Origin of the sequence: Pseudomonas sp. NFX15 (genome assembly GCF_049132105.1) — a bacterium.
Taxonomy (GTDB): Bacteria; Pseudomonadota; Gammaproteobacteria; order Pseudomonadales; family Pseudomonadaceae; genus Aquipseudomonas.
In genome coordinates this window covers 286,959-311,420 of record NZ_JAFMPV010000001.1, presented here as the reverse complement: position 1 = coordinate 311,420, position 24,462 = coordinate 286,959, and the positions used below count along the sequence as shown (strand labels likewise).

25 protein-coding genes and 1 pseudogene are annotated in these 24,462 nt (G+C 57.4%); 12 read left to right on the top strand and 14 right to left on the bottom strand.

Features of this window, described 5'->3' with window-relative positions; genetic code table 11:
* Positions 1-52 precede the first annotated feature (52 nt).
* The 3 genes and pseudogenes from J1D76_RS01310 to J1D76_RS01300 all read right to left on the bottom strand — a co-directional run bounded on the left by J1D76_RS01310 (position 53) and on the right by J1D76_RS01300 (position 1,692).
* Complete coding sequence (locus tag J1D76_RS01310) at positions 53-604, bottom strand: ATP-dependent Clp protease proteolytic subunit (RefSeq protein ID WP_421136638.1); 552 nt, start codon at positions 602-604, stop codon at positions 53-55.
* Positions 605-956: 352 nt separating this feature from the next.
* A pseudogene (locus J1D76_RS01305) lies at positions 957-1,067 on the bottom strand (general stress protein); the annotation flags it as partial.
* Positions 1,068-1,455: 388 nt separating this feature from the next.
* Positions 1,456-1,692, bottom strand: coding sequence for a hypothetical protein (locus tag J1D76_RS01300; RefSeq protein ID WP_421136637.1), 237 nt, complete (start codon positions 1,690-1,692; stop codon positions 1,456-1,458).
* 362 nt (positions 1,693-2,054) lie between these two features.
* On the opposite strand from J1D76_RS01300, the gene J1D76_RS01295 reads away from it, so the two are divergent.
* On the top strand, positions 2,055-2,912 hold the full coding sequence (locus J1D76_RS01295) for an SDR family oxidoreductase (protein WP_421136636.1): 858 nt from the start codon (positions 2,055-2,057) through the stop codon (positions 2,910-2,912).
* Between the two features lie 41 nt (positions 2,913-2,953).
* Positions 2,954-3,103, top strand: a complete 150-nt coding sequence (locus J1D76_RS01290; RefSeq protein ID WP_421136635.1) for a hypothetical protein — start codon at positions 2,954-2,956, stop codon at positions 3,101-3,103.
* Between the two features lie 132 nt (positions 3,104-3,235).
* Here J1D76_RS01290 and J1D76_RS01285 read toward each other — a convergent pair whose 3' ends face one another.
* From J1D76_RS01285 to J1D76_RS01260, 6 genes are all read right to left on the bottom strand, one after another.
* Complete coding sequence (locus J1D76_RS01285; protein ID WP_421136803.1) at positions 3,236-3,409, bottom strand: hypothetical protein; 174 nt, start codon at positions 3,407-3,409, stop codon at positions 3,236-3,238.
* Positions 3,410-3,747: 338 nt separating this feature from the next.
* Entirely contained in the window at positions 3,748-4,110 is a 363-nt protein-coding gene (locus J1D76_RS01280) for an NUDIX hydrolase (protein ID WP_421136798.1), read from the bottom strand.
* Between the two features lie 234 nt (positions 4,111-4,344).
* Positions 4,345-4,623, bottom strand: a complete 279-nt coding sequence (locus J1D76_RS01275) for an erythromycin esterase family protein (protein ID WP_421136634.1) — start codon at positions 4,621-4,623, stop codon at positions 4,345-4,347.
* Between the two features lie 220 nt (positions 4,624-4,843).
* The gene (locus J1D76_RS01270; RefSeq protein WP_421136633.1) at positions 4,844-5,014 is read right to left on the bottom strand and encodes a hypothetical protein; all 171 of its coding nucleotides are present in this window, start codon (positions 5,012-5,014) and stop codon (positions 4,844-4,846) included.
* A gap of 47 nt (positions 5,015-5,061) precedes the next feature.
* A complete protein-coding gene (locus J1D76_RS01265) occupies positions 5,062-5,364 on the bottom strand; it encodes a hypothetical protein (protein WP_421136632.1) in 303 nt (100 codons plus the stop codon).
* Between the two features lie 280 nt (positions 5,365-5,644).
* Entirely contained in the window at positions 5,645-6,784 is a 1,140-nt protein-coding gene (locus J1D76_RS01260) for a zinc-dependent alcohol dehydrogenase (RefSeq protein WP_421136797.1), read from the bottom strand.
* 279 nt (positions 6,785-7,063) lie between these two features.
* Here J1D76_RS01260 and J1D76_RS01255 point away from each other — a divergent pair, with 279 nt between their 5' ends.
* Positions 7,064-7,441 (top strand): termination factor Rho, encoded by a 378-nt coding sequence (locus tag J1D76_RS01255; protein WP_421136631.1) that lies wholly within the window; start codon positions 7,064-7,066, stop codon positions 7,439-7,441.
* A 209-nt stretch (positions 7,442-7,650) separates the two neighbouring features.
* On the opposite strand, the gene J1D76_RS01250 is transcribed toward J1D76_RS01255, so the two are convergent.
* A complete protein-coding gene (locus J1D76_RS01250) occupies positions 7,651-8,565 on the bottom strand; it encodes a LysR family transcriptional regulator (RefSeq protein ID WP_421136630.1) in 915 nt (304 codons plus the stop codon).
* A 269-nt stretch (positions 8,566-8,834) separates the two neighbouring features.
* Between J1D76_RS01250 and J1D76_RS01245 the strand changes: the two genes are divergently transcribed.
* The 4 genes from J1D76_RS01245 (at position 8,835) to pgm (ending at position 15,086) form a co-directional block, all read left to right on the top strand.
* The gene (locus J1D76_RS01245) at positions 8,835-9,857 is read left to right on the top strand and encodes a zinc-dependent alcohol dehydrogenase family protein (protein WP_421136629.1); all 1,023 of its coding nucleotides are present in this window, start codon (positions 8,835-8,837) and stop codon (positions 9,855-9,857) included.
* 544 nt (positions 9,858-10,401) lie between these two features.
* On the top strand, positions 10,402-11,889 hold the full coding sequence (locus J1D76_RS01240) for a hypothetical protein (RefSeq protein WP_421136628.1): 1,488 nt from the start codon (positions 10,402-10,404) through the stop codon (positions 11,887-11,889).
* 40 nt (positions 11,890-11,929) lie between these two features.
* Positions 11,930-13,330 carry a PLP-dependent aminotransferase family protein gene (locus J1D76_RS01235; protein WP_421136627.1) on the top strand — a complete coding sequence of 467 codons (1,401 nt, stop codon included), beginning with the start codon at positions 11,930-11,932 and terminating at the stop codon, positions 13,328-13,330.
* A gap of 109 nt (positions 13,331-13,439) precedes the next feature.
* Positions 13,440-15,086 carry a phosphoglucomutase (alpha-D-glucose-1,6-bisphosphate-dependent) gene (gene pgm / locus J1D76_RS01230; protein ID WP_421136626.1) on the top strand — a complete coding sequence of 549 codons (1,647 nt, stop codon included), beginning with the start codon at positions 13,440-13,442 and terminating at the stop codon, positions 15,084-15,086.
* A 160-nt stretch (positions 15,087-15,246) separates the two neighbouring features.
* Here the strand turns inward: pgm and J1D76_RS01225 are convergent, their stop codons facing one another.
* Positions 15,247-15,942, bottom strand: a complete 696-nt coding sequence (locus tag J1D76_RS01225; RefSeq protein WP_421136625.1) for a pirin family protein — start codon at positions 15,940-15,942, stop codon at positions 15,247-15,249.
* Positions 15,943-16,220: 278 nt separating this feature from the next.
* Here J1D76_RS01225 and J1D76_RS01220 point away from each other — a divergent pair, with 278 nt between their 5' ends.
* Positions 16,221-18,704, top strand: a complete 2,484-nt coding sequence (locus tag J1D76_RS01220; protein ID WP_421136624.1) for a UvrD-helicase domain-containing protein — start codon at positions 16,221-16,223, stop codon at positions 18,702-18,704.
* 155 nt (positions 18,705-18,859) lie between these two features.
* Here the strand turns inward: J1D76_RS01220 and J1D76_RS01215 are convergent, their stop codons facing one another.
* The gene (locus tag J1D76_RS01215) at positions 18,860-19,132 is read right to left on the bottom strand and encodes a DUF1652 domain-containing protein (RefSeq protein ID WP_103393320.1); all 273 of its coding nucleotides are present in this window, start codon (positions 19,130-19,132) and stop codon (positions 18,860-18,862) included.
* A gap of 267 nt (positions 19,133-19,399) precedes the next feature.
* Between J1D76_RS01215 and J1D76_RS01210 the strand changes: the two genes are divergently transcribed.
* The 4 genes from J1D76_RS01210 to J1D76_RS01195 all read left to right on the top strand — a co-directional run bounded on the left by J1D76_RS01210 (position 19,400) and on the right by J1D76_RS01195 (position 23,200).
* Positions 19,400-20,215, top strand: coding sequence for a helix-turn-helix domain-containing protein (locus tag J1D76_RS01210; RefSeq protein ID WP_421136623.1), 816 nt, complete (start codon positions 19,400-19,402; stop codon positions 20,213-20,215).
* A 51-nt stretch (positions 20,216-20,266) separates the two neighbouring features.
* Entirely contained in the window at positions 20,267-21,673 is a 1,407-nt protein-coding gene (locus J1D76_RS01205; RefSeq protein WP_421136622.1) for an NAD(P)/FAD-dependent oxidoreductase, read from the top strand.
* Positions 21,674-21,702: 29 nt separating this feature from the next.
* Positions 21,703-22,047, top strand: a complete 345-nt coding sequence (locus tag J1D76_RS01200; protein WP_421136621.1) for a cupin domain-containing protein — start codon at positions 21,703-21,705, stop codon at positions 22,045-22,047.
* A gap of 67 nt (positions 22,048-22,114) precedes the next feature.
* A complete protein-coding gene (locus J1D76_RS01195; protein WP_421136620.1) occupies positions 22,115-23,200 on the top strand; it encodes a polyamine ABC transporter substrate-binding protein in 1,086 nt (361 codons plus the stop codon).
* Positions 23,201-23,245: 45 nt separating this feature from the next.
* On the opposite strand, the gene J1D76_RS01190 is transcribed toward J1D76_RS01195, so the two are convergent.
* Together J1D76_RS01190 and J1D76_RS01185 are read right to left on the bottom strand one after the other, a co-directional pair.
* Positions 23,246-23,905 carry an MliC family protein gene (locus J1D76_RS01190; RefSeq protein WP_421136619.1) on the bottom strand — a complete coding sequence of 220 codons (660 nt, stop codon included), beginning with the start codon at positions 23,903-23,905 and terminating at the stop codon, positions 23,246-23,248.
* Positions 23,906-24,064: 159 nt separating this feature from the next.
* On the bottom strand, positions 24,065-24,292 hold the full coding sequence (locus tag J1D76_RS01185) for a YgdI/YgdR family lipoprotein (RefSeq protein ID WP_421136796.1): 228 nt from the start codon (positions 24,290-24,292) through the stop codon (positions 24,065-24,067).
* Between the last annotated feature and the right edge of the window lie 170 nt (positions 24,293-24,462).

Genomic DNA, 24,462 nt, shown 5'->3' with positions numbered 1-24,462 from the left:
GCCATGTCTTTTTGGGGAGCAGTGAGCAACCTGCGTAAGCAGAGCAAAGGCGTCACGAGTGGATGGTACAGGTCACGGATTGCGCATCAATCAGTGGTGACGCGATCGCCTGTATCAACCCGCAGGCCAACGCTTGAGGAGGGTCGATGATGCGTGGGGCGGCAATCAGGTATTTTTCCGTTTCCAGTTTCTCATCGGCACCTTCCGTCCGCTCGGCGACGATGCGCGCATAGAGTTGCAAGTCGTAGTCCAGGCTCATGGCGTATTCAGACATACGGGAATGATCGACGGAACCTTGAAGGTGCCAGTGAAAAGGATGGAAGAGAAATTTGCTATGCACGCAAGCCGTTCTGCGCTGGCCAGCCAGGAAAACGATGTTGCCCATCGATTCGACGGTTCCGAGATTGTGCGTTTGCACCGAAATCGGTAGCGAAAGCAAAAAGTTATACATGGTAAAGCCGTAACTGCATTCACCACCCATAGTCGCGATATTCACGATCAAGCCTGAAGCACTTTGCTGCACCGCGGTCGATGCTTTCTCAATAAGCTGACCACAGGTCGACGCATTGATTGGGCCGGTGAAATTGATGACATGTACAGGCATACACCACCTCGCACTGACAGGTGTTCGTTGCGACTATGAACTTCGTTCGCAAACAGGCGGCGTATGTGAAGCGCCGGTAACTCTCTCGGATTGTACTGCACCTTGTCGGCGCTCATAACATCCCGGCTGAATTATCGACGTTTCGCTACGCGCGCTATTCTGTAGCTGTTCGACGTATTCGTCGCTAGGTTGAATTACAGACGGATTCGCCGGTATCTCCGGCTTCCTGTCGTCCTGAACATGTGGATCCGGTTCTAAATGCTCTGCATCGAGGTGTCTTTCGATTGGCGCTCTCATGGCTAACCCCTTTTCAGGAGGGGCAGCGATGCCGCCCCTGTCTGACTGAGCGAACTCAAGATTTGCGACCACCTCTGTGGCTTTGTTGTCCGCCCTTACGGCCGGCTTCGGAGGCCTTTTCACGATCATTGGCAAAATTGCCGCTGCCCGACTGACCACCTTTTTTGTCACTGCTGGGTGACTTGTCGCGATCATTACCCTGATTTTTATTACCGGTATTCATGATTATTCTCCAACATCGATTGGCCTTTGCTAATTCATCCGTATGCAACGGACACTAATTCCGATTTCAACCGGCCTGTAAATGTTTTGAATATTTTCAAGATGACCGATAAGCGGTATGTCATGCGACCGACCAAAGCCGGTTCTCACGTAAAAGGTGGTGTGCTGCTGATCCGATCAAGGCTTGGTCGGCGTTAGTCTGCGTGCCGATGGCTTTAACTTGTCCTGAAGGTTTTTCACCTTCGCTCCTGCTTGAGGATGTCGGGCAAAGCGCTTTCGGCGAACGAATTCTACTCGGCCTTCGATTCGGGCAGATCAATGTGCCCGGTTAATCAGAGCTTACCGATTTCGCCTGTGGCTTCTGCAATCATCAATAAGGTGTCTTCCATTTCCTTGATGGCAGTCTGAAGTCTTTGGAAGGAAAGGTGAATCGCCTCCGAGCTATCCACGGTTTGGTGCCCCCGCAGCGAATGAACTCGCTCCTTTTCCTTCAAGGATTCAACAGCAGTTCGTAGTGTATGAAGCTGGCTGAAAATGGCTTCGAAATGTCGGACTAAAGCACCGCTCACGTTTGCTTCCCCTTTTTAGTTGCTCTTGATGAAGAGCTCGCAAATAGATAGCAGCGTTTTCAGATAATTCAGTGTTTTCGACGGACAGTTCGCCTTTACACCGCCCGTCAGGCACGCGCTTTTTTCGGTTGAACAGAAGTCTTGTCTCTCTGACAGAAAAGTCTGAGCAGACGAAATTTTTCCTTCGTCTGGGTTTGCTTGCGTCGGGCTGCATGCCAGCCGGCGCGCTTCGCTAACCATGGAAGCTGGATCCCGAACCCGCGCTTGCCCCCTGACTACTCGCGAAAAAAGCGAACTCACTGCGCAGTATTCAAGTCCACCTTGAAGTGGCTTCGAATCAACAAACCTCAGGAGAGACTTCGATGAAGACCTATCCAAAACCTCCATTCAAACCTCAGCAGCAGCCTGTCCCCGGCGAGCAAAGCCGAATGGAACCGTATCCCGATTGCGGTGAGTCCAGTTATGAGGGATCGGGCCGGCTGGCCGGCAAGATCGCTTTGATTACTGGCGGCGACAGTGGCATTGGCCGCGCTGTGGCGATCGCCTTTGCCCGTGAAGGCGCTGATTTGGCGATCTCCTATCTGGACGAGCATGAGGACGCCAAAGAAACCGCACGGTGGGTCGAGGACGCGGGCCGGCAATGCCTGTTATTGCCGGGGAACATTGCCAGTCAGGCGCATTGTGCCGGGATCGTGAATGACACCGTGGCAAAGTTCGGTCGCATTGACATTCTGGTGAACAATGCAGCCTTTCAGATGACCTATGAGACGTTGGAAGAAATTCCCGACGAGGAATGGGTAAAGACATTCGATGTCAATATCACCGCCATATTCCGCATTTGCAAAGCGGCGTTGCCCAACATGGCGGAGGGCAGCTCGATCATCAATACCAGCTCAGTCAACTCCGATGCGCCCAATCCCAGCTTGTTGGCCTATGCCACTACAAAAGGGGCGATTGCGAACTTCACCGCAGGGCTTGCACAGATGCTTGGCAAGCGTGGCATTCGAGTCAATAGCGTAGCGCCGGGGCCTATCTGGACACCGTTAATACCCTCCACGATGGCCGAAGACTCGGTGAAAAACTTCGGATCAAACACCCCGTTAGGACGACCAGGACAGCCGGTTGAAGTAGCGCCGATTTATGTACTGTTGGCATCGGACGAAGGCAGTTATATATCCGGGGAACGGTTTGGGGTCACAGGCGGAAAACCTATCCTCTGATGGCTTTCTTGGCACTGGAATAGAATTAATGGGTGACAACAATGAAACATTTTTACTTAGGCCTGAGCTTCTGCAGCCTGCTGATGCTGCAGGGATGTTTCGACAACTCTGACAGCACGGCGAAGAGCAATCCGGATGGCACAAAATCGTCTGTGCAACTTCAGCAGAAAAAAGCGGATGAAAACAAATAACGGTGGGCTGTCGAGAAGGCCAAGCTGTGGGTGACCGCCAGGATCGAGCGATCGATACCGGCCCGATTGATTGACGTCCTGGTGATCACGTATTTAAGGGCTGACGCGATGGACCATGCGAACCATTGGTTATTATTTTCCTGGCAAATCACCAATGCCATCGTCGTTGGCATCAGCAAATGACCGTGGATAGCCCTGATAAATTACGACTTGCTTCCACCAAGGCAAATGGGGCACGCACAACAATGAAGCTGATGATGTATCGACTTTCGGCGGCCATTGAAATCGCCCTTGGATGTCATACATCAATCTGCAGTTCCAGATCCCCATTTGCCATTCTACGAGTGTGAACCAAGGTGCCGGCTAAAGGCTGTTTTGACGGTTGAAATACAGTCACGGTATGTGCCTTGTGAAGATCCTCCGGGAAAGGGGCTTGCACCTGCACTTGAAAGGCACCAGGCGTAATCGGAATGATCACTCCCTCACATTCCACGGTTTTTGCTATGGGGCCAAGAAATGTGTCCAGTAGATAATCCAAGCGTATGCGACAAGTCATGATAAGACTCCGTTCAATACATTGATTCGGTGGATCAGGATTCCAATTCATTTTTCTGCCGAGCGTACACAGCAGCGGTTTTATAATTTTAAAGTCGACGTACAAATGACCTAATAATCGATTGTGTAGCCCTGCTTATGTTGAGTTGGTCGATCGAGGTCAGCGCGCACCAAATACACTCGCTGATCTCGTTTTGAGGGGTCACACTTTCAATATTTATGATTGAAGCCTCAAAAACATGATGGTGGGTATGAGTAGATTCAAACTCAAATATGTATAGAAGCTGCTCGGCGTTTAGTCCCGTTTCTTCTTGGAGTTCTCGAGCCGCAGCTCCAGCAATAGCTTCGCCAAACTCGACCTTTCCACCAGGCAGAGCCCATTTTGACGCCGGCTTGCGCACCAACAAGACCTGTTTATCTCTTTCGCAAATAACAGTGGCTCGGATTTTCATCATGAGGTCCCAGATCATTGTCTCGCCATACGTTTGTTACTTACTCATGGGCTAATGAGTAGGCGACGTTACAAAAAATTCCAGGAAAATGACGACCTGCGAGCGGGCATCAGCAATGCCATACCTCCACCGCAATGAACGAGTTTTCGCCGGTGGCCAATCCCATAGAGTCACCAGCGGGTAACCCTCGTTCATCAGAGACCTTGAATCAACCGCTGGCAGGTGCTGGGTCAATCATATGCCGAAGGGGAAGGTGTCCTCTTCATGACTGGACGAGTGCACGGTCTTTAGCGGTGTGATGGCGAGGGTATGGGCGAACCACAGGTATGCATCAAATTGCTCGCTCAGGGTCGCGTCGAAGTAATGGCTTTGGCGCTCGGTTTGCGGGCGATAAATCACACCAATGGCGCGCTCCAACAGGCGTATTGATAAGGCTGAGCGCAGCGTCTGTCGTTTGTCGTCGCGCCAGTCATACAAGCGCTGATGCGGTAATGCCTGGAGCTGCTCAAACACGGCATTTCACAGGTGGCCATGCCACCTATTCGATAAGGTTTTCCATGAGGATTGCAGTGTTCAACCATAAGAACGCCCTTCGGTCGCAGACCATTTGCCAGGGCAATCCTGGTGAATTCTCCCTTTTGCCGTTTCTATGATGGAGAGCACAAAGACCAGAGGGTTCCAATAAATAGAAGAACGGCTGTCACGCGTTTTCGTTATTTGGTCGCGGCACGCGTCATGTGGCATCGGGTTGGGACAAGTTGCCCGTACGCCGTTCTCTCACCGCATTGACCACTGGCCGTGCTACGTTTCGTACTTCTTCCTGCAGTGCCAGGTCAGCATCCAGCTCGTCATGGCTGGCGGCGTAGGGATGGTAGTAGCCGATATAGCGATCCAGACAAGCCATTTTCCAGCGTCCACAAGTCCATCCAGTCCAGGCACTCGCATAAGGGTCTATCCGCTGCTTTCCTCTTGGTGAAGTGAGCTGTCGCAAGCCTCCATCAGCTTTTGAACAGGAAGCGGCGGGAAGTTTTCATTCAATAAGGTCAGATGATCCAAGGCCTCGCAAAACAGGGTTTCAGCTTTCCTTCGCAGTTGGAGATAGCGTTGGAATTTCTCGCTGTCCAGATCCGGTTGCTCGAGCAGTTCGAATGCGGAGCGGCTGATGGCATTTGCCTCATCAAACAGCTTTTTATTCCGCTCCATCGCCAGGCAGCGACAGGCGAGGAGTTGGGCATTGGTGTATTGAGAATGCATGGGTGCGGTCCCGTTTGTTAGCTCCTGTTAATACGCTGTGCGGCAGGAAGCTGAACCTGGTCATATGTTTTCGGGTGGGTTTCACCCTCCAGTAAAAATTGTGACCGCGACGATGCAAGCCGGTATCAAAGAATATCTGTTTAATAAATCGATGGTTTTACTGGGCGCCAAACTGACAAAAATCTTGTTTTTTGATCGCTTCAACCTTGGAACTGTTTTCCAGGCTAAAACAATAGCTGCCGAGGGTTTCCTGGCAGCTATCGAACCCGGACCGACTTCATCAACCTTGGGGCATCAGTTTGACTTTGATCCAGCCGCTCTCACGTTTATCAAACGACTTGAAGGCTTCAATGGCGTCAGTCAGTGGCTCTTTCTGGGTGAGTATTTTTGCCGGGTCGACACGACCAGCCAAGGTCATTTCGATCAACTTGGGAATGTACTTGCGATGGTGGCAGTTGCCCATGTTCATAGTCAGGTTCTTATTCATCGCCGCACCCATGGGGAAGGTGTCAAAGCCCGGTGGGTACACGCCGATGATCGATAGGGTGCCGGCCTTAGCCAACCCTTCGATGGCCCATTGCAACGCCTGAGCCGGTGCATCGCCCGGTTGCCATTGGGTTTGTGAATGTGCCTGGTGCGCATGGTTGGCGTCGATGCCTACGGCATCAACGGCGCGGTCCACACCTATACCGTCCGTGAGGCGGTGCAGCGTTTGCACCGGGTCTTCCTTTTCGAAATTTATGCACTCGGCGCCCAGTTCGCGGGCGCGCTCAAGTCGGTCCGCCAAGCCGTCAATGGCAAACACGCGGCCGGCACCCATCAATTTCGCACTGACAATGGTAAATAGGCCAACGGGGCCACAGCCGAACACTGCGACACTATCGCCGTCCCGGATTTCGGCCATCTGCGCGCCAAACCAGGCGGTAGGGAAAATATCCGACATGGCAATGGCCTGGTCATCGCTAATGGCCTGCGGAATCTTGATCAAGCCGATATGGGCGTAGGGAATACGAGCTTTCTCGGCTTGCAGACCGTGGAACGGTCCTGTGCCTTTAGGACCGCCGAAAAACGAGGTGCCGGCCTGTTTGCCGTGAGGATTGACGACATCGCATTGTGAGAAATAGCCGGCCCTGCAATAGGAACAGTTACCGCAGGCAATGGTAGAGGGAATGATAACCCGATCACCCACCTTAAGATTCCGTACGTCATCGCCCAGTGCCTCGATGATCCCGACACCTTCATGCCCCAATATCGTCCCAGGCTGCATGTCGGGGACGGTGCCCCGAATAAAATGCAGATCCGTCCCGCAGATGGCTGCTGCCGTAATTCTCACAACGGCATCTGTTGGTTCCTGAATTACGGGGTCGGCCACATCGTCCATCCGGATGTCACCCACGTCATGAAATACCACTGCTTTCATCATCCACCTCGCCATTCGTTTTCAGTTCAGTTGTCTAGCAATGGAGGTCCTGGAAATACGAAAGGTTTATTTAATTAAGATGCCCCTGACGAAAGGAACGAACTCTTGAGGCGCGCCGGTTAACGGGTCGTGCCCGGCGTTGGACAAAAAAATAGCGAAGGGAGTAATTGGTCTCGAGATCAGTCAGATAAACCACTGGTCGACCTGGACGAACTGATGGTTAAACCGGCGCTTCTACCTTAGTAGGTGAATGTCACTGTTAACGAAGAGGATTCGATCATGCCACGCGGTGATAAAGACAAATACACAGACGAACAGAAACGTAAGGCCGAACACATCGAAGACAGCTATGAGGCCAAGGGTGTTTCCAAGAACGAGGCTGAGAGCCGTGCGTGGGCTACCGTTAACAAACAATCAGGTGGCGGTGAGCGTAAGGGAGGCTCGGGGCAGAAAACCAGCGAAGCGGCAAAGACAAAGGCTCGTAAATCGTCCGGCCGTCGAGCGGCAGCTAGCCGCCAAGGTGTGCCTAGACCCGGTCAGCAACTCGAGGACATGAGCAAGACGGAATTAATGACCCGAGCGCGAAAACAGCAAATCGCTGGACGCTCAACTATGCGTAAGGCTGAGCTAGTCGAGGCTTTGCGCCGGGCCAGTTGAGTCAGGATCTTGTGCCTGGCGAGTTTATGGATCGATGATTGACTCGGCCACAACTCCAATGGTGATTGTGATGAGGTTCGTCGTTGCCGCTATAGCGGCTCGAAGTTGTACAAGAAATGGGTATCCGTACAGTAGTTTCTACCGTTGGCCGATACCGTTTCGAGGAGGTTGCACTTCGCCTACATTTTCTGGAGTTCAGTGGACTTCAATCACAAACTATCCGGATCCCCGAAGAACATCTGAATCCGCGACCGCAACCAGCGCTCGCCCGGGTCATTATCCTGCGACCCGCGCCAAGCCATGTGCAGTTCGAAACTGCGCGCCGGCAACGGTGGGTCTTCCGCTCGCACGCCGCCTGCCGCGGTTAGCGCATCGGCGGTGTAGTCCGGCACCGTGGCGACGATGTCAGTGCCCGCCAGCAAGGTACTCAACCCGTTGAACTGCGGAACCGCGAGTACCACGTGACGTTTGCGCCCGAGTTTTTCCAGTTCTTCATCTATGAAGCCGCTGAGGTCGCCGGCAAACGACACCAACGCGTGAGGGCGCTCGCAATAATCATCCAGGCTCAACGGCCCCGGCACGGTGTCGGCGCGCAACAGTTTGGGCTTGCTGCGACGCAGGACCTTGCGCTTGGCGTTGGCCGGCAGGTCGGTGGTGTAGCTGACGCCGATGGAGATCTCGCCAGAGGCCAGCAAACCCGGCATCAGGATGTAGTTGACCCGGCGCACGACCAGCACGATCCCCGGCGACTCGGCGCGCAGGCGCTTGAGCAGCATCGGCAACAAGGCGAACTCGACGTCGTCCGAAAGGCCGATGCGGAACACGGCGGTACTTGTGGCAGGATCGAACTCGGCGGCACGGCTGACGGCGGTGGAAATCGAATCCAGCGCCGGCGAGAGCAGGGCGAAGATCTCGATGGCCCGAGCGGTGGGTTCCATGCTGCGGCCGGTGCGCACGAACAACGGGTCGTCGAACAGCCCGCGCAGGCGCGAGAGCGCCGCACTGATGGCCGGTTGTCCGAGAAACAGCTTCTCCGCCGCACGGGTCACGCTGCGTTCATGCATCAATGTTTCGAAAACGATCAACAGGTTCAGGTCGACACGACGCAGGTCATTACGATTCATCTGGAGTCCTGGCAGAGTCAGCAAGCTTGACGTGGGCGGCCATATGGGAACAATGGCCCGCAGGAATATTACGGGGAAAGGCTGGTACTCTGCACCGGGTAATTCAGATTTCCTGCACGAGTCGCTGCGGTTTGCTGGCTCAATTGTCATCAATGGCACTGATGCGGAATCAATGACAGGCATGTCGACTATTAATACCCACTGATAGTCTTGGGTTAAAAGCCCAGCTAGAGTTCAAGGCATTAGAGGTTCAATTGGCGAGGTTTGCGATGTCCCGCACGATCCGTTTTCACAAGTTTGGTCCTGCCGAGGTGCTCAAATGCGAAGAGCATGCGGCGTCCTTGCCTGCACCGGGCGAAGTGCAGGTGCGCGTCGAGGCGATCGGCATCAGTTGGTACGACACACTGTGGCGCCAGAACCTGGCCCCGTCCCATGCCCGTCTGCCTTCGGGCCTCGGCCAGGAGATGGCCGGTATCGTCACCGCGGTCGGCGATGGCGTCGATGACCTCGCGGTCGGCGACAAAGTGGCCAGCTTTCCGGCCCAAAGCCCGAACGACTACCCGGTCTACGGTGAGCTGATTGTGTTGCCGCGCACGGCAGTCACGCGTTATCCGGACATTCTCAGCCCGATCGAAGCCAGCGTGCACTACACGCCGTTGCTGATTGCCTACTTCGCCTATGCCGACCTGGCACGGGTCAAACCGGGGCAGTTTGCCCTCGTGACCGACGCCAGCCACTGCGCCGGCCCATCGTTCGTACAACTGGGCAAGGCCTTGGGCGTTCGAGTGATTGCTGCGACCAAGACGGCGGAGGAACGTGAATACCTGTTGTCGCTGGGTGCTGACAAAGTCATCGTCACCGAGGAAGAAGATCTGTTGATGCGGATCAACAAGATCACCGATAACCGTGGCGTAGACGTGGTGTTCGATGGACTGGGCGGTCCGCAGATGTCATTGCTGGGCGATGTGTTGGCGCCTCGCGGCAGCCTGGTACTGTATGGCCTGCAAGGCGGCAACCAGACGCCGTTCCCGGCCTGCGCAGCGTTTCAGAAGAACATCCAGTTCTTTGTGCACTGCATCGGCAACTTCACCGGCAAGCCGGAACTGGGCATCACCCAGGACCAGGCCGCACTGCAACGTGCCTTGCGCGACATCAACCAGCTGACCGCCGACCGCGTGCTGCTGCCGCTCAAGACTCGGGTGTTCCCGTTTGCCGAGTTCGTCGAAGCGCACCGCTACATGGACGAATGCCCATGCCGCGAGCGGGTCGCCCTGCAGGTCGAACCGGCGTAACACAGCCTCACCCAAGAGTCCGTGCCTGCACGGACTCTTTCGTTTCAGCCCCTTAAAAACCCCTTCCCGCAGACCGGGCAAGCAACTGAACTGGTTTTTGTCCGTAATCTGTAGCTTCTAATCAGCCACTAAGCCCTGATAATTGAATGATTACTTTCATCTCAAGGAATGAGTCATGGCTGGGCGTCAGGCTGAAACGTTTCAATGTCCATCGCCGATGTACATTGGCGAACTAAAGGGTTGTTGTGTAATTGCCGAACAGGCAGTGACAACTTCTTTCTTTATTTCTTGTGTTAAATGTCTGTGGGACTCTGTCGGACATTTCCTAAGACGCCCGTCCTGGTCGATAAAACCCTTGCCAGCCGGGCGTTACAGCCTAATCTTCATCACCCGAACACGGAGCTTGCGCGATCGTTTCAAATGATTGCGATCAACTTCAAGCGTTAGCATTTGGCAATAAAGTCAATGACTCTAATCGTGCGGCCAGTCCAACGGGATTTGCTGTTCGCGCGATATTGAACTTACGAGCATCAGGTAAATAAAGATGACCAGCATCCATGATCAAGCGATGAACTATGTCTACCAACAAGTATTGCAGCGATTGCTGGGTTATTTCTCACGGGCCGAACGGACCGCATTGCAACTGCTGATCCAGCGTCTGGCGGTGGCGGCGGGGGGCATGGAGCACATTGGCGACTACAAGGTACTGGCGATCCAGTCCGGGTCCCGTGACAACTGCTACACCCTGGCCTTGTTGCGCGCGGCGCAATTGACCATCGCCACGCGGTCGCCAGCGACGTTTCGCCTGCGCATCGCCTCGTTGCGCTTGAACGGAGCAGGCAGCGCGGCAATCGAGAACATGCAGCGCACCAACAGCGCCTTGTTCGTCTATGACGATCCACGGGTCGAGGTGCTGATGGTGGATGATCGCGAGGTCCTGCCATTCAATCACCTGGTGCCGATTTCCGACGCCGGCCGCGAGTCGAACCGTGTGAACCTGCTGCTGGTCGGCCACCGTCGTGCGTGGAGCGGTGGGCTCGACCTGTGGGACGACGGTTATCTGGCCACCGGCGAATTCTACGGGCAAATCGCCCGCTGGGACGGCGGGGTGGACGCTCTGATCTTCAGCGACACACCGCGCCAGCAGAAACAGTTTATCGATGGATTGAAGCGTTCGGCTGCCAAGGCTGGCTTGCAACCATCCTACGCCGGCGAATCGAGTTACGCGGGCCTGTTCACGTTGCTCGATCAGTTGGGTAGCGACTGCTATCACGCTTTTCATGCGGATGACGAGCGATCGCAATGGCGCCCGCTGGGGCAGTTTGAGGCCTGTCGCCGCGCCGCTTGCCTCGACATTCATGACATGTTGGTGAGTAACCTGGAAGAACGCTGGCCCTTGTTGACCGAGTTCCTCGGTTTCCAGCCCGATGAACTGTCGACGCAAATCAGTGACAGCGAATTCGTCAGCCCGTCGATCTCGGCGCACGTCAGGGGGTTGCAGGCCTGTTTCGTTCAGGGTCGCAGCTACGAAGTCGGAGTGGCGCAATACCTGCAGCGTGCGCTGGTGATGATGCGCCGCAAACGCTTGCCGGAGCGCCTGTGCGAGCAGGCGATCGAGGTTTTCGGCAACCCGGCCGCGCTGTCAGGACAGCGTCAGCGCGCGGCGCTCGAGGCGCAAAAAAACCTGGGCCTTAGCGAAGCGCAACTGTTGTGCCTGCTGTTTTCGCCCTTTGTCGACCGAGGCGCGGGGCTTGAGCGTTTCCTGCGCCAGTGCCATCCCGGCATGCTGGTGGCCATGCCCGACCTGCACCGAGCCATGCAGGGTTTTGCGGTGGCCGAACAGGTCATGCAATGGATGGTGGACGTCAGTGGTTTGCCGGTCAGCCTGATTGGCCGGCTCTACCGGATGGAGCCAATGGCCGAACAACTGGCCGCGGCGTCCATGGCGTTGATCGACACCACGTTGCCCGTCGATGCCGGCGAGCCAGACGCAAGCATGCTGTTGGCAGATGAATGGTCCGCAGGTCGCTGAGCGTGCACGGATTGTCAGTCAGAGCCGTCGGCTTTCAGCCATGAAAGGTCATCGTGAAACGGATTTTGCGTACCAGGCGGTGTACCGCTACCTGGCCAGCCTGATCACTGAATCTGAAGGTGATGCACGGATTCGCCTGCCGTCGTTGCGACACCTGGCGGAGCGTCTGAATGTGTCGATCTCGACCATCCAGTACGCCTATTCGCTGCTGGAGAAAGAGGGACGCGTCTATTCGGTGGCCAAGTCCGGCTACTACGCGCTTCCGGTGTCTTCGGTCAACCTGCTGGACAGCGGCGGCGACCTGTTGGAAGCCGTCTACGTCAACGCAAGGCGCCCGGGGATGCTGGTGCTGAGCACCGATGAGCCAGCGTTGTTGCAGCCGCTCGACAGTCCTTTGTTACTCCTGGAGCGCGAGCTGCTGCGCCAGTATCCCCGGCAGCCGCAGTCGCCGTCGCAACCCTGCGGCGAACTCGAATTGCGCACGGCCCTGGCGGCGCGCTACACCACCTCACCGATGCGTTACTGGCATGCCGATGACGTCTACATCGGCGCGGATTTGCGCGGCGTGCTGGAAATCCTGATCACCGTACTGGGCCTCAAAGACGCCACCGTCGTGGTCGAGTCGCCCTGTGACTGGACGATCCTGCGTTTGTTGCAAACCATGAGTGTGCGCGTGATGGAACTGCCGGTGCAAACCGATGGCGGCCTGGATCTTGAGCGTCTTAACGTACTGCTTGATACCGAACCGGTGCGTCTGGTAATGCTCTCATCCACCTTGAACATGCCACGCGGCAGCCTGGCGCCCGACGAAAACCGGCAAGCCGTCGCGCGGTTGTTGGCGATGCATGACAGCTGGGTGCTGGAGAACGACTGCCATGGCGAACTCGCCTTCGACGCCGGGGGGCTGCGCTTTCGTGACCTGCTGGCGCCGGAGCGCCTTATGGTGTTTTCCACGTTCGAGAAAGTCATCGGGCCGGAGGCACCTTATGGCTATCTGCTTTCCAGGCATTTGAGTGCGCAATTGCAACGGCACTTTTTGCTGCGAGCCTTTCGTCTCTCGCCGATCCGCCAGAAAGCCATCGCACGCTTGTACAGCAGCAGTCGTCTCGACCAACACCTGTTGGTGTTGCGACGCCTGCTCAAGGAACGCAAGGGGCAAATGAGCGTGTTGTTGCAAGAACGCTTGGGCGACGCCTTGCACTTCGTCGAGCCTGAGGGCGGCGCGACGATCTGGGCCCGCTCCGTGCGCCAGGTCAATGTGCGGCGAGTGTTCCAGCGTCTGCTGGCGCAACAGGTGGTCATTGCGCCGGGTGAGCTGTTCAGTCTCCAGGACCTGCACCATCAACATTTGCGCCTGAGCCACACGTTTGGCGGCGATCACAACCTGGCTGCCGCGCTGAGTCTCTTGGGGGATGCCCTGCGATTGGAAACGGTCGATTGAATGCAGCAAAAAACATCTGTGGCGCGGCTGGATCGATCCCATCGCGTTACGGTCAAACTGCCAGTAAACTGCGACCCATCCCTGAACCACTCGATTCCAGAGGTTTTGCATGACACTCAGTCCTTTTGCGGGCAAACCGGCACCGGCGGCCTTGTTGGTCGACATCCCGCGACTGGTGACGGCCTATTACACCGGCCAGCCTGATGCTGCGATTTCGACCCAACGCGTTGCCTTTGGCACGTCCGGGCACCGGGGCAGCTCGTTCGACTTGAGTTTCAACGAATGGCACGTGCTGGCAATCAGCCAGGCGATTTGCCTGTATCGCGAAGCTCAAGGCATTGATGGCCCGCTGTTTGTCGGTATCGACACCCACGCCCTGTCCACGCCGGCTGGCGCCAGCGCCCTGGAAGTGCTGGCAGCCAATGGCGTGACCGTGATGATCGCCGAAGGCGACGAGTACACGCCGACCCCGGCCATTTCCCATGCGATTCTTTGCTACAACCGGGGTCGCACCAGCGGCCTGGCCGACGGCATCGTCATCACGCCGTCGCACAACCCGCCGCAAAGTGGTGGTTACAAATACAACCCCACCAACGGTGGCCCGGCCGATACCCACATCACCAAGTGGATCGAAGCCAAGGCCAACGAACTGCTGGCCAACAAGCTCGCTGGCGTCAAGCGCATCAGCTATGAGCAGGCCCTGAAGGCGAGCACCACCCATCGTCACGATTACCTCAACACCTACGTCGCCGACCTGATCAACGTGATTGATTTCGACGCCATCCGCGATGCCAAGCTGCGCCTGGGCGTTGATCCGTTGGGTGGAGCAGGGGTGCGCTACTGGTCGGCAATTGCCGAGCATTACCGCCTGGACTTGGACGTAGTAAACAAGGACGTCGATTCGACCTTCCGCTTCATGACGGTCGACTGGGATGGCCAGATCCGCATGGACCCGTCGTCGAGTCACGCCATGCAAGGCCTGATCGGCCTCAAAGAACGTTTCGACGTGGCGTTCGCCTGCGACCCGGACCACGACCGCCATGGCATCGTGACCCCGTCCGGCGGTTTGCTCGCGCCTAACAACTACCTCGCGGTGTCCATCGATTATCTGTTCCAGAACCGACCGCAATGGCGCGCCGATGCAGCCGTGGGTAAAACCGTGGTCAGCAGTGGCTTGATCGACCGCGTGGCCAAGCGCCTGGGGCGTCGCCTGTACGAAGTACCGGTCGGTTTCAAATGGTTTGCCGAGGGCCTGTTCGATGGTTCCTTGGGTTTCGGCGGCGAAGAAAGCGCCGGCGCCTCGTTCCTGCGCAAGGATGGCGGCGTCTGGAGCACTGACAAGGACGGTTTGATTCCGGCGCTGCTGGCGGCAGAAATGACCGCCCGTACTGGCCGCGATCCGAGCCAAGCCTACCGTGCCCTGACCGATGAGCTGGGCGAACCGTTCTCGGTGCGCGTCGATGCCAAGGCCAATCCGGAGCAGAAAGCCCTGCTGAGCAAGCTGTCGCCGCAACAGGTCACCTCGACTGAACTGGCCGGCGAACCGATCCAGAGCATCCTCAGCCATGCACCGGGCAACGACCAGGCGATTGGCGGTCTGAAGGTCATGACCGAAAACGGCTGGTTCGCCGCGCGTCCGTCGGGCACGGAAGACATCTACAAAATCTACGCCGAAAGCTTTGTCAGCGACGAGCACCTCAAGCAACTGGTGGCCGAGGCGCAAACGCTGGTGGATGGCGCTATTTCCTCCAAGTAACACGCAATCTTGTAGGCGCTGGCTTGCCAGCGAAATCGGCGGTTGATTCGGCATAGATGTTGAGGCTGGTGACGCCTTCGCTGGTAAGCCAGCTCCCACAAACGTAAAAAAAGGGGCGACCATCGTGGTCGCCCCTTTTTTGTCCGCTTGTCTGGCCAAATCAGGCCAGGTCCACCAGCACGATCTCACTGTCCTCAATCGCCGTTACCCGCAGCACCTGCTCATCGGCTACTGCAATACCGTCTCGAGCTTGTGCACGCAAACCATTGACTTCAATGATTCCTGTGGCTGGAACCAGATAAGCGCGGCGTCCGGGGTCCAGTACGTATTCGGCCGATTCACCAGCCTTCAGGTTGGCGGCAACCAAACGGGCGTCGGCACGGATGCGCAGGCTCTGGTCGTCGCCTGCCTTGCCGCTGGCCAGGGTGACAAAACCTTCGCGGTCGCCTTTGGGGAACGGCTTGGCGCCCCAGGACGGGGCCAGACCGGATTCATTCGGGATGATCCAGATCTGGAAGATCTTGGTGGGTGTCGCTTCCAGGTTGTATTCGCTGTGGGCGATCCCGGTGCCAGCGCTCATGACCTGGACATCGCCCGCTTCGGTACGACCCTTGTTGCCCAGGTTGTCCTGGTGGGTAATGGCGCCTTCGCGAACATAGGTGATGATTTCCATGTCCCGGTGCGGGTGCTGTGGGAAACCGGTGCCGGGCGCGATCACGTCGTCATTCCAGACCCGCAGGTTGCCCCAGTTCATACGCTTGGGATCGTAGTATTCGGCGAACGAAAAATGGTGGTGAGCATCCAACCAGCCGTGGTGAGCGCCACCGAGCGAGTTGAAAGGTCTGAGTTCAAGCATGATCGTCTCCTGAAAAGGTTCGTCATGGGGCCTAGTGCCTGACCACGAAGCGAGACCGGTGGGTGATGGCGGCCATCATCCAACAGGTAACCATCGATAAAAAGCGTAAAAAATGCAGCATTCCGATCGAATAGACTGATATGAAATAGCCTCGAAAGATTCTCAGCCGGCTTTCATTTCATCGCATAAGCCAATGAGTTACAAGCAATTCACTAGAACTCGACGGCAAATGCAGACACCATAGCGCCCAACAGCCTCACACCCTGGAGTCAGTCCGCGTGCCGCAACACACCCCCGATCTTCCTCCTGAGCTTCGCCCCCTGGCCGAGATGCCGCTGATCAAGCGACTGCTGGCCCGGTTCTTCGGTTACAGCCTGACCCGCCTGCACGCACAGCACCGTGCTTCGTGGCTGCATGGGCAGGCCGATGGTTTTCGCAGCGGCCACAGCGCCGGTGTCGATTACGGCTATAAGGAAGGCAAGCTCGAAGGGTTGGAAGAAGGGCGGCAAGTCCTGCTGATCCGCGACTCGCGCTCCACCGCGCATCGGCCGCCGAATGTCGATGACTTGCTGTTCGACGATTGGCGCCTGCCGTTGAGTGCCGAACTGAAGAAGCGCATGAAAGCCGACGTCGCCCGATTGTTGCCAGCGCATGCCCAACCCAGCGCCGCCCAGTGGAAGATGATCTTCAGTGACACGCCATCCACCTCGGTGATTGCCGGCGCCGGTGCCGGCAAATCGACCACGCTGGTGCTGCGCATCCTGCTGTTGACCCATTACCTGGGCTTCGAGCTGAGTTCGATGACCGTGGTGACCTTCACCCGCGAGTCACGCAAAGACTTCATCAACAAGTTGACCGAACTGTTTGCCGTGTGGGGGCGCGTGATCAGCTTCAAGGAGGCGCGGGACCTGGTGCGCACCTTCCACTCGCGGATCCTGCCGATGGTCCGCAGTCTTCCCGGCTTCGAGCGCCTGCAGGCGTTTGAAAACCTCAGCCTGCGGCCGGCCAACGGCGACGATGAGGCCGACAGCAACCCGTTCGATCTGCGCATCAATGACGCGCAACGCCAACAACTCAATGCCTGTTATCACCACCTGCACACGGAGGATCAGCGTTTTCGCGAGCTGATCCAACCGTTATCGCGCCATGCCTTGCAACTCAAGGAACTGGAGCGCGATCACCCGGACGTGCAAAAGCGTATTGGCGTAACCGAGTTGGCGGCTAAACGCGATGAAGAACTGTGTGACGCCATCGAGGACCTGTGGTTTCGCGCCGGCGCCTGGCCGATCAAGGGCATCGAACCCAAGCGCCAGACGTTCGATATCAACGGCTCGACGTTTCATTGCCATGGCTACATTCCGTCCCTGGATGCCTGGGTGGTACTGGGCTTTGATCCCCGGGAAAACCCACAGGTCACACGGCCCAACGCCAAGTTGAGCGTGCGTGCGGAATGGGCAGTAAAGCGCACCCTGTTTCAAGCTTTCTGTCGTAAGCCATTGATATGGATAGAGAGTTATGAGTCATCCATGCGTGTCTTGGCATCGTTGGCGGGTGATGCCAGCGCCGGCCCTGGCTTCGACTACAAGATCAACGGCGAGCTTGCGTCCGCGCCGTTGCTTGATTGCTTTGTGGCTGCCGCCGGTTTCATCGAAAACCTTGGACTGGATGTGCCCACCGCTGTCGGGCAGATGCGTTTCGCCAAGGATGACCCTGACCGGTTCTTCTTCGAGGCGTTGAGCCTCTTTTGGCGGGCGCTGGAAGATCACTTGCTGGACCAAAAACCGCCAATCATGACCTACAACCGGATGTTTGCCCTGTTCAGCGAGCATTCGCCTGAGAACCTCAAGCTGCTCAGCGATGACCTGCTGCGGCCGTTGTCGCACCTGATGATCGATGAATTCCAGGACGTTTCGCCGCAGATCGTCTCGTGGATCAGGGCCAGCCTGGCAGAGATTCGCAGTCGCGGGCCGGCCATGCACGTCGGGCGCGGTGCCCAGCGTTCTTCGCTGCTATGTGTGGGCGATGACTGGCAGTCCATCTATGGTTGGCGTGGCAGTTCGCCGACGTATTTCATGGAGTTCAACAAGGAGTTCCCGTCACCGAGCACCACCAAGGTCATGCTCAGTGACAACTATCGCAGCCACCAGCACATCATTGATGCCGCCGAGCACATCGTGCGCGCCGCACCGGCGATTGCCGGCAAGAAGGCCAAGGCCAGTGGCGAACCGAAGGCGTTGCTGCCGGTGAACATCCTCGATCGTGATGACCAGGGCATGGCCCAGCGTCTGATGGAGCATTACAGAAGAGGCGATTCGATCCTGATGCTTTATCGAAAAAGCAGCGATAAGTCATTGATTGAAGAACATATTCAGCCAGTAGTTAATGTTGATTCGAGCTTGCCGTTCGAGGCTCGGCGCCTGAAGCAGCTGACCTATCACAGCGCCAAGGGCCTGCAAGCGGATGCCGTGTTCCTGCTGGGCGATTGCCAACACCTGACCAGCTCGCCATACAAAAATCAGGTTTACCGCATGGCAGGCCTGGGCAAGGCAGGTGACAGCGAACCCTACGACAGCGCCCAGAAGGACGAGATTCTGCGGTTGGCCTATGTGGGTATCACTCGGGCCGTCAGCCATTGCTACTGGTACGTTGATGCCCAGGACAAACAGGCCGCGAACCTGCCCAAGGCCTCCGACCGGATCGGCAAGGGCAAGGCGTTTTTTGCCGATCACCGCAAAACCACGGCCCGTATCGATGCCCTGTAGGAGCGAGCCTACTCGCGAAAAACGTAGCAACCATTCGTTTATCCAGACCGTACGCGTAATCGTTAACGTCCTTCGCGAGCCAGCTCGCTCCTACAGGTAGGGGTTAGCGCGCAACAAAAAGCCCACTTGAAGTGGGCTATCTAATGGCTGGGCCTTCAGGCATAACTCCTGAGGGCCTCCGGGGGGATGAAGGCTTCCAGCTCGTCCTCCACCGCTTCGATTATTCGTTCCACATCTGCCGCATTCATGACAGTGGCGCACGGAATACCGGCAATGGCGATCATGGTCTCGCCAGTGGCCCGGTCAAACAGACGGGCAATCATGCTGCCCGGTGCATCCATGCTCGCCTCGAATCCCATGGGATGAAAATGCCAGCGCATCAGCTGGCAGGCGTTTGGAAAGGTGACCTTACTGAACCCTTTGTTCATGTGTTGCCCGCCTTCATTATCGAGCGCTTCCGTTAGCTCATGGTAGGAGGGAAGAACCTTCAATGGTTCAACCAGTGACAGTCTTTAAAAGTAGCATCCGTATGTGAAAAGAATGTGGATTTTTCAGGCCGTTTGGCGATTGATGCATTTTTTTTGATTCAGCTCACGCTTCGCGAGGGGGTTGCGGCCACAAGCCATCATCGGTTTAGTCGTTGAAGGCCAGGCAGAAGTTGGGCAAGCTCGGGGTTTTTCCCGTCGAGATTTTCAATGCACGCCGATGATGATGGCCCGCTGCAAACCCAGGCCACGCGCGAGACGGTCATGCGTTATCACCTGCGCTGGAAGCACCGGGATCTGGATGGCGTCATGGCGCTTTATCACCCCGAAGTCCAATACAACGACTTTTTCCAGAACCGGGTCATGAACCTGGCCGACTTGCGCGAGTACGTGCGCAGCAGTATGCCGCGTGATCCAGATGAAGCCCTGGAGCATTCCGACCGCATTCGCCTGGACGGCAACACGGCGTTCATTCAATACCGGATTACCTTGCGCGGCGGTGATGGGCTGGTGTCGTTTCGCGCCAGTGAAGCGATCACCGTCAAGGACGGGCTGATCTGGCGAGTCAACGAATATGCTTCGCTGGTGCACGAACACCCCGTCAGCAAAACCTCCGCCAGCCAGCGCCCGGCCGTCAGCCGACTCGGCTTGTCGCCGCGCCAGCTGAGCTTCATGGCTGATGACCTGCAACAGTATTTCCAGCGCCAGCAGCCGTACCTCGACCCGGAACTGGACCTGCAACGGGTGGCAAAGGAGTGCGGCTACAGCCGCAACCAGATTTCCTATCTGCTCAATCAGGTGCTTGGCCAGAGTTTCTACCGCTACGTTAACCAAGCGCGCCTGCAGCATTTGCTCGCGGCGCTGGACGCCGCCACGCCGCCCGTGCGCATCGATGAACTGGCCTTCGCTGCCGGATTCAATTCGTTGTCGGCGTTCTACAGCTGTTTTCGCCAGCATACGGGCCAGTCGCCCAAGGCCTATGTCAAACAAATTTCTTTGCGTGCACGCGCGCAAGACAGCGCCTGAGCCCTCGCACTAGGATCCACGCCATCGACGTTTTCAGTGGCGGAGTCTTGCATGCCGGCGTGGCGCACTATCAGTTTGTGGATGGACCAGCTCGACGAGCCTTTGTTGGCGCGTCCGGCGCTGGAACGGGACCTGGATGTCGACGTGGCGATCATCGGCGCCGGCTATACCGGGCTGTGGACCGCGTACTACCTCAAGCAGCACAAACCCGACCTGAGCATTGCCATCGTCGAAGCGCAAACCGCCGGGTTCGGCGCGTCGGGGCGTAATGGCGGCTGGCTGATGGGTAATTTGCTGGGCGAAGACCGGCTGCTGACGGGCCTGTCGCCCGAAGACCGTCGCGCCTCCTACGATTTGCTGCACCGCATTCCCGATGAAGTGGAAGTTGTCCTCGAGCGTGAGGGCATCGACTGCGATTACCGCAAGGGCGGGGTGCTGTATTGCGCCGCCCGTTATCCGGAGCAGGAAACCAGCCTGCGTCAGTACCTCGACGACTTGCATCGCCAAGGCCTCAATGACAGCGATTATCGCTGGCTCACCCCGGAACAACTGGCGCAGCAGATTCGTGTCGCCAAACCCTATGGCGGGATCTACGCACCGCACGTAGCGACGATTCACCCGGCCAAACTGGTACGCGGCCTGGCCCGCACGGTGGAGCGCCTGGGCGTCAAGATTTATGAAAACAGCCCGGTTACCCATTGGCAGTCCGGCAGCCTGCGCACGGCGAAAGCCTCGGTGCGCAGCCGCTGGTTGGTGCCGGCGGTAGAAGGTTACTCCGTCACGCTGCCGCCATTGGGGCGCTACCAGATGCCGGTGCAGAGCCTGATCGTCGCGACCGAGCCGTTGTCGGCGGCCACTTGGGACGAAATCGGCCTGAGCCGTGGCCAGGCGTTCAGCGAAGCCAGCCGCCAGGTCACCTACGGTCAGCGCAGCGCGGACAACCGTTTGATCTTTGGTGCCCGAGGCGGCTACCAGTTTGCCGGCAAACTGCGCCACGACTTCGACCTGACTGCTGGCGAGAAACAGCTGCGGCGCTATCTGTTCGGCGAGTTGTTCCCGCAATTGAAGAACGTGCAGATCACCCATGCCTGGGGCGGCAACCTCGGCATGTCCCGGCACTTCAAGCCGCACATGCTCTGCGACCGGGCCAATGGCATTGCCTTGTCGGGCGGTTATGGCGGGGAGGGCGTAGGTGCCAGCAACCTGGGCGGCCGAACCCTGGCCGACTTGATCCTGGGGCGCGACACCGAACTGGTCCGCCAGCCCTGGGTGATGCCGCAGCGTGGCATTGATGCACTGCGGGCCTGGGAACCGGAACCGATCCGCTGGCTCGGCTACAACGCGATCATCCGCAGCTTTGTCCATGAAGACCAGACCCTGGCCAACCCGGCCACCGCACCGTGGCGGCGCAAGCTCGCCAGCGGGGTCGCCGGTTTTATGGAAGGTTTCATGCACTAAATGGCGTTTCTACATCAACAGGTATTCCCATGAGCATCACGCAATTCAAGAACACCGCAACCCTGAAGCTGGACGAGTCCAATCCGGTCGCCGTGCCGCTGGGTACACCCGTGGCCGTGGCGTCTACCACCAGTGTGGAGCGCGACGACGGCGTCGAGACCGGCGTCTGGGAGTGCACCCCCGGCCGTTGGCGGCGGCAGATCGTCGCCCAGGAGTTTTGCCACTTCATTCAGGGTCGCTGCACCTTCACCCCGGATGGCGGCGGCGAAACCCTGCACATCGAAGCCGGTGATGCGCTGATGATGCCGGCCAACACCCTCGGTATCTGGGACATCCAGGAAACCGTGCGCAAGACCTACGTGCTGATTTTCTGAATTCAAAACAATAGAACACTGATCCCTTTGATTGCCTGCCAACAAAAAAAACTACAGGAATCGACTCATGCTGCGAAAGACACTGACCCTGGCCCCGCTGATGCTGGCTGCATCGATCAGTCAGGCGGCCGACACCGTCAAGATCTATAACTGGTCGGATTACATCGCGCCGGACACCACGAAAAACTTTCAGAAAGAAACCGGCATCGGTTTTACCTACGACGTCTACGACAGCAACGAAACCCTGGACGGCAAGTTGATGACCGGTAAATCCGGTTACGACGTGGTCTTCCCGTCCAACCACTTCATGGCCCGGCAGATTCAGGGCGGGGCGCTAAAGAAGCTCGACAAGAGCCAGTTGCCGAACTGGAAGAACCTCAACCCGGTGCTGATGAAGGCGCTGCAGGTCAACGACCCGGGCAACGAACACGGCTTCCCGTACCTGTGGGGCAGCACCGGCATTGGCTACAACATTGCCAAGGTCAAGGCCGTGCTGGGTGACAATGCCCCGGTGGACTCCTGGGACTTGATCTTCAAGCCCGAAAACATGGAGAAGTTGCAGAAGTGCGGCGTGGCCATACTCGACAATGGCCCGGAGTTGCTGCCGGCGGCGCTGAACTACCTCGGCCTGCCGCATCACAGCAAAAACCCGGAAGACTACAAAAAGGCTGAAGCGCTGCTGATGAAAGTGCGGCCGTATGTCAGCTACTTCCACTCGTCCAAGTACACCAGTGACCTGGCCAACGGCGATATCTGCGTCGCGGTCGGCTTCTCCGGTGACATCCTGCAAGCGGAAAACCGCGCCAAGGAAGCCAACAACGGTATCGATATCGGCTACTCGATTCCCAAGGAAGGCGCGGCGATCTGGTTCGACATGGTCGCCATGCCGGCTGACGCGCCGGACGAAAAGGCCGGTTATGCCTTCATGGATTACCTGCTGCGCCCGGATGTGATGGCGGGCGTCAGTAACTACGTGCATTACGCCAACGGCAATGAGCAGGCCGACAGCCTGATCGACCCGGCCATCAAGAACGACACCAAGGTCTACCCGAGCCCGGAAATGATGGGCAAGCTGTTTGCCCTCGAAGCCATGCCGCTGAATATCGACCGCATTCGTACGCGCGTGTGGAACAAGATTCGCACGGGTAGCTAGTGCGTTGAGTGTTCATCGGGACAGGACGTCCCGATGCCACCTTCTTCAGCCGACCGGTTCGGCTGCGCAACTCATCTGGCCTGAGCCGGGTATTTGCAAGAACACGTCATTGCCAATCTGCCAGAAGCTGTAATTACCTTTGAAATCCTTGCCGGTGTACTGGGTGCCCGAACTGTTCGGCACCTGGGTCAGGGCGACAGAGGTGCTCGCCCATTGCAAAAACACCACGCCCGGTTCGACCGTGAAGAACGTCGCGGCAACCAGCGGGCTAAAACCTGCGCAATGGTAGGCAACGGGGCCTTCGGTGCGTCGGCTGGGATCCTTGGTTCGCGCAATGGCCGAGCCTTGGCGCAATCGATGCGCGCGTTCGGCATAACTGCGAACAACACAGGCCTTGGCTTGGGGGCCGCTGCCGCACTGGTTGCGAGCCTCGATCCAGAAGCGTTGATCGACCTCGACCTTGTCCGGGCGCGGCACGGATTTTTCATCCGTGAGTGCCAGGAGATAAAGGCGATTGAGTTCAAGGTCCATCTGCGCCAACTGGGGGTCGTGACAGATGAGCTTTTCGACGGCGATTGAATTGCCGGTGCAGTCAAAGGTGGTTTTGTAGGTGGGCACGGGCTTCTTGGCAGCCACACATACATTGGCTGTCAGGCACGCGCTGGCAGCAAGGATCGAGACCAAAAGTGGCGTGGCCATCTTCATTTCGGCTTCACCTGAATCATGACGTGATGCCCGTGTTGCAGCGGACTCCATCATACCGCTGCACAGTCATTCGTTGCCCTGGGTCTACGCAGTGTAAGGCAGTGCTGGAAACCTGCCACCGAGGGGGAAGGTGAAGGGGCCAGTGGCATCCTTTGGGACTCAGTCGTCTTCCTGGCGAACGGTCGCTACTTCGTCGGCGCGAACCTTTACTTTCGCCCCTGAAATGTCCTCAAATTCAAAGAAACCGTCCTTGGTTTTGGTTTTCGGCATGTCCTTGGTCAGGTATTGCGTGCCGTTCTGCAGCGTTACGACCGTTGGCGTCGAGCAGCCGGCCAGTGTCAGCAGGGCGGCTACAGCCAGGGGCAAGCCCAGTGTCTTGATGTCCATTATCGTCTCCCGTTTGTTTTGCAGCAGCGCCATCGGGTCGGTGATGCTTGCTGCACCTCTATGGCGGTTGGTGCCGTCTGGGCGCGGAAAGTTCGACGGCCTGAGCAAAAAACCACACAGCGCCGCCATTTATCCTTTTCCGATTGCACCCGGTGTTGTGGAACTGGTAT

Bases quoted from the DNA above. Each gene is read 5' to 3' on its own strand.
- J1D76_RS01310 (WP_421136638.1), bottom strand. From the start codon at position 604: ATGCCTGTACATGTCATCAATTTCACCGGCCCAATCAATGCGTCGACC.
- J1D76_RS01295 (WP_421136636.1), top strand. From the start codon at position 2,055: ATGAAGACCTATCCAAAACCTCCATTCAAACCTCAGCAGCAGCCTGTC.
- J1D76_RS01290 (WP_421136635.1), top strand. From the start codon at position 2,954: ATGAAACATTTTTACTTAGGCCTGAGCTTCTGCAGCCTGCTGATGCTG.
- J1D76_RS01285 (WP_421136803.1), bottom strand. From the start codon at position 3,409: ATGTATGACATCCAAGGGCGATTTCAATGGCCGCCGAAAGTCGATACA.
- J1D76_RS01280 (WP_421136798.1), bottom strand. From the start codon at position 4,110: ATGAAAATCCGAGCCACTGTTATTTGCGAAAGAGATAAACAGGTCTTG.
- J1D76_RS01270 (WP_421136633.1), bottom strand. From the start codon at position 5,014: ATGGCTTGTCTGGATCGCTATATCGGCTACTACCATCCCTACGCCGCC.
- J1D76_RS01265 (WP_421136632.1), bottom strand. From the start codon at position 5,364: ATGCATTCTCAATACACCAATGCCCAACTCCTCGCCTGTCGCTGCCTG.
- J1D76_RS01260 (WP_421136797.1), bottom strand. From the start codon at position 6,784: ATGAAAGCAGTGGTATTTCATGACGTGGGTGACATCCGGATGGACGAT.
- J1D76_RS01255 (WP_421136631.1), top strand. From the start codon at position 7,064: ATGCCACGCGGTGATAAAGACAAATACACAGACGAACAGAAACGTAAG.
- J1D76_RS01250 (WP_421136630.1), bottom strand. From the start codon at position 8,565: ATGAATCGTAATGACCTGCGTCGTGTCGACCTGAACCTGTTGATCGTT.
- J1D76_RS01245 (WP_421136629.1), top strand. From the start codon at position 8,835: ATGTCCCGCACGATCCGTTTTCACAAGTTTGGTCCTGCCGAGGTGCTC.
- J1D76_RS01240 (WP_421136628.1), top strand. From the start codon at position 10,402: ATGACCAGCATCCATGATCAAGCGATGAACTATGTCTACCAACAAGTA.
- J1D76_RS01235 (WP_421136627.1), top strand. From the start codon at position 11,930: ATGAAAGGTCATCGTGAAACGGATTTTGCGTACCAGGCGGTGTACCGC.
- pgm (WP_421136626.1), top strand. From the start codon at position 13,440: ATGACACTCAGTCCTTTTGCGGGCAAACCGGCACCGGCGGCCTTGTTG.
- J1D76_RS01225 (WP_421136625.1), bottom strand. From the start codon at position 15,942: ATGCTTGAACTCAGACCTTTCAACTCGCTCGGTGGCGCTCACCACGGC.
- J1D76_RS01215 (WP_103393320.1), bottom strand. From the start codon at position 19,132: ATGAACAAAGGGTTCAGTAAGGTCACCTTTCCAAACGCCTGCCAGCTG.
- J1D76_RS01210 (WP_421136623.1), top strand. From the start codon at position 19,400: ATGCACGCCGATGATGATGGCCCGCTGCAAACCCAGGCCACGCGCGAG.
- J1D76_RS01205 (WP_421136622.1), top strand. From the start codon at position 20,267: ATGCCGGCGTGGCGCACTATCAGTTTGTGGATGGACCAGCTCGACGAG.
- J1D76_RS01200 (WP_421136621.1), top strand. From the start codon at position 21,703: ATGAGCATCACGCAATTCAAGAACACCGCAACCCTGAAGCTGGACGAG.
- J1D76_RS01195 (WP_421136620.1), top strand. From the start codon at position 22,115: ATGCTGCGAAAGACACTGACCCTGGCCCCGCTGATGCTGGCTGCATCG.
- J1D76_RS01190 (WP_421136619.1), bottom strand. From the start codon at position 23,905: ATGAAGATGGCCACGCCACTTTTGGTCTCGATCCTTGCTGCCAGCGCG.
- J1D76_RS01185 (WP_421136796.1), bottom strand. From the start codon at position 24,292: ATGGACATCAAGACACTGGGCTTGCCCCTGGCTGTAGCCGCCCTGCTG.